Source organism: Cellulomonas sp. IC4_254, assembly GCF_011603975.1.
In the GTDB taxonomy this organism is placed as follows: domain Bacteria; phylum Actinomycetota; class Actinomycetes; order Actinomycetales; family Cellulomonadaceae; genus Cellulomonas.
Window position 1 is genome coordinate 1 of the sequence record NZ_JAANNB010000325.1, and the last position, 2,341, is coordinate 2,341.

A 2,341-nucleotide genomic window follows, 5' to 3' on the forward strand; every position below is an offset into this window, starting at 1 on the left:
GGATCGCCACCGCGCCCGACGCGAGCAACGGCGAGACGCTGCGCCGGGTCCGCGAGGGCAGCGGCGTGCTGGCCGCGGCCGCGATGCGCCGGCTGGACGAGGACCTCGACTGGTACCGCGCCCTGCCCGCCGACGACCGCTCCTGGGTCGGCCTCGTCGCGCAGGCCGGCATCACGGCCTTCGTCACGTGGTTCGCCGACCCGTCCCGCCCGCCGCACGGCGTCGGCGAGATCTTCGCGACCGCGCCGCCCGAGCTGACCCGGTCGATCTCGCTGCAGCACACGCTGCAGCTGGTCCGCGTCGTCGTCGACGTCGTGGAGTCGCACAGCGACCGGCTGGCGGCCCCGGGCGGCGAGCGCGACCTGCTGGAGGCGGTGCTCCGCTACTCCCGCGAGGTGGCGTTCTCCGCCGCCGAGGTCTACGCCCGCGCCGCGGAGGTCCGCGGCGCCTGGGACGCCCGGCTGGAGGCGCTCGTCGTGGACGCGCTGCTCCGCGGCGACGTGGACGACTCGCTGCGGTCCCGGGTCGCGGCGCTCGGCTGGAGCGGCCGCGGCAGCACCCTGGTCGTCGTCGGCACGACCGCCTCCCCGCTGGACGACGTCCGCACGTCCGACCTGCGCCGCGCGACCCGCCGTGCCGCGGACGACGCGCTCGTCGGCATCCAGGGCGACCGCCTCGTCGTGTTCCTCGGCGGGACCGGCGACCTGCGCGAGGCCGCCGCGTCGCTGATCCCCCGGTTCGGCCCCGGGCCCGTGGTGCTCGGCCCGACCGGCGCGGACCTCGCGGACGCCGCCCGGTCCGCGCGCGCCGCGCTCGCCGGGCTGGCCGCCATCTCGGCGTGGCCGCAGGCGCCGCGCCCGGTGCTCGCCGACGACCTGCTGCCCGAGCGCGTGCTGGTCGGCGACGCCAGCGCCCGCGCGCTGCTCGTCGAGCAGGCGTACGTCCCGCTGCTCGCCAGCACCGGCAGCCTGCTGGAGACCCTGACCGCGTACCTCGCGGCGGGCCGGAGCCTCGAGGCCGCGGCCCGCACGCTCTACGTGCACCCGAACACCGTCCGGTACCGCCTGCGCCGCGTCGCCGAGGTCACCGGCTGGGACCCCCTCGACCCGCGCGAGGCGTACGTCCTGCAGCAGGCTCTGGCGGTCGGCCGCCTGGACCACCCCGGCGCCTGACGCCCGCGAGTTCGGCACTCCGCGACCGAGTTCGGCACCTGGAGCTGCCGAGCTCGGCACCGCGCTGCCGAACTCGGCGCCCGCAGGCGTTGTGGGACCCGGACAAGTCGGACCCGGCAACGGTGTGCGGGTCGTGAGCGGGCACCGGGCGCGCCGCCCGGCAGAGTGGTCGGGTGCTCGCGATCGTCTGCCCCGGACAGGGCGCCCAGACCCCCGGAATGCTCGCCCCCTGGCTCGAGCTGCCCGGATCCGCCGACCGCCTGGCGGCCTTCTCGGAGGCCTCGGGCGTCGACCTGACGGCGCACGGGACGACCTCCGACGCCGACACCATCCGCGACACCGCGGTGGCCCAGCCCCTCATCGTGTCGACCTCCCTCCTCGCGCTGCGCGCGCTGGAGGACGAGGGCGGCCCGGTCGCGGCCGGCGCCACGGCGGGGCACTCGGTCGGCGAGTTCGCCGCCGCGGCCGTCGCGGGCGTGCTGGACGACGCCGCCGCGGTGGCCCTGGTCGGGCAGCGCGCCCGGTTCATGGCCGAGGCCGCGGCCGCCGAGCCGACCGGCATGACCGCCGTCCTCGGCGGAGACCCGGACGAGGTGCTCGCCGCGATCGAGGCCGCCGGCCTGTGGCCCGCCAACGTCAACGGCGGCGGCCAGGTCGTCGCCGCCGGTGCGCAGGACGCGCTGGCCCGGTTCGCGGAGAACCCGCCGGTCCGCGCCCGGGTCGTCCCGCTGGCGGTCGCCGGCGCGTTCCACACCCCGTTCATGCAGCCCGCCCGCGACGCGTTCGCCGCCGTCGCCGCCGAGGCCGCCGCCGCGTCCCCGCGCGTGACGCTGCTCACCAACGCCGACGGCACCGCCTTCGGTCCGGACGCCGCCGGCGCCGACGTGGTGGCCCGCCTGGTGTCGCAGATCGCCTCGCCGGTGCGCTGGGACCTGTGCCAGGCGACCCTCGCGGAGCTGGGCGTGACCGGCCTGCTCGAGCTCGCCCCCGGTGGTGTGCTCAAGGGCCTGGCCCGGCGTAGCCTGCCCGGGGTGGAGACGGTCGCGATCACCTCGCCGGCCGACCTGCCCGCCGCCCGGGACCTGGTCGCCCGCCACACCGCGACCCCCGGCGCCGCGCCCACGACCGACGACTCCCGGGAGACCGCGAAGTGACCCGCCCCACCCTGA

General features: G+C 78.2%; 2 protein-coding genes. Both read left to right on the forward strand.

All coding sequences use genetic code 11. The features are described 5' to 3' along the window. The first annotated feature begins 2 nt into the window (after window positions 1-2). Window positions 3-1,172, forward strand: coding sequence for a helix-turn-helix domain-containing protein (locus G6556_RS18415; protein ID WP_166944549.1), 1,170 nt, complete (start codon window positions 3-5; stop codon window positions 1,170-1,172). Window positions 1,173-1,345: 173 nt separating this feature from the next. Then, on the forward strand, window positions 1,346-2,326 hold the full coding sequence (locus tag G6556_RS18420) for an ACP S-malonyltransferase (protein ID WP_166944551.1): 981 nt from the start codon (window positions 1,346-1,348) through the stop codon (window positions 2,324-2,326). Window positions 2,327-2,341 lie beyond the last annotated feature (15 nt).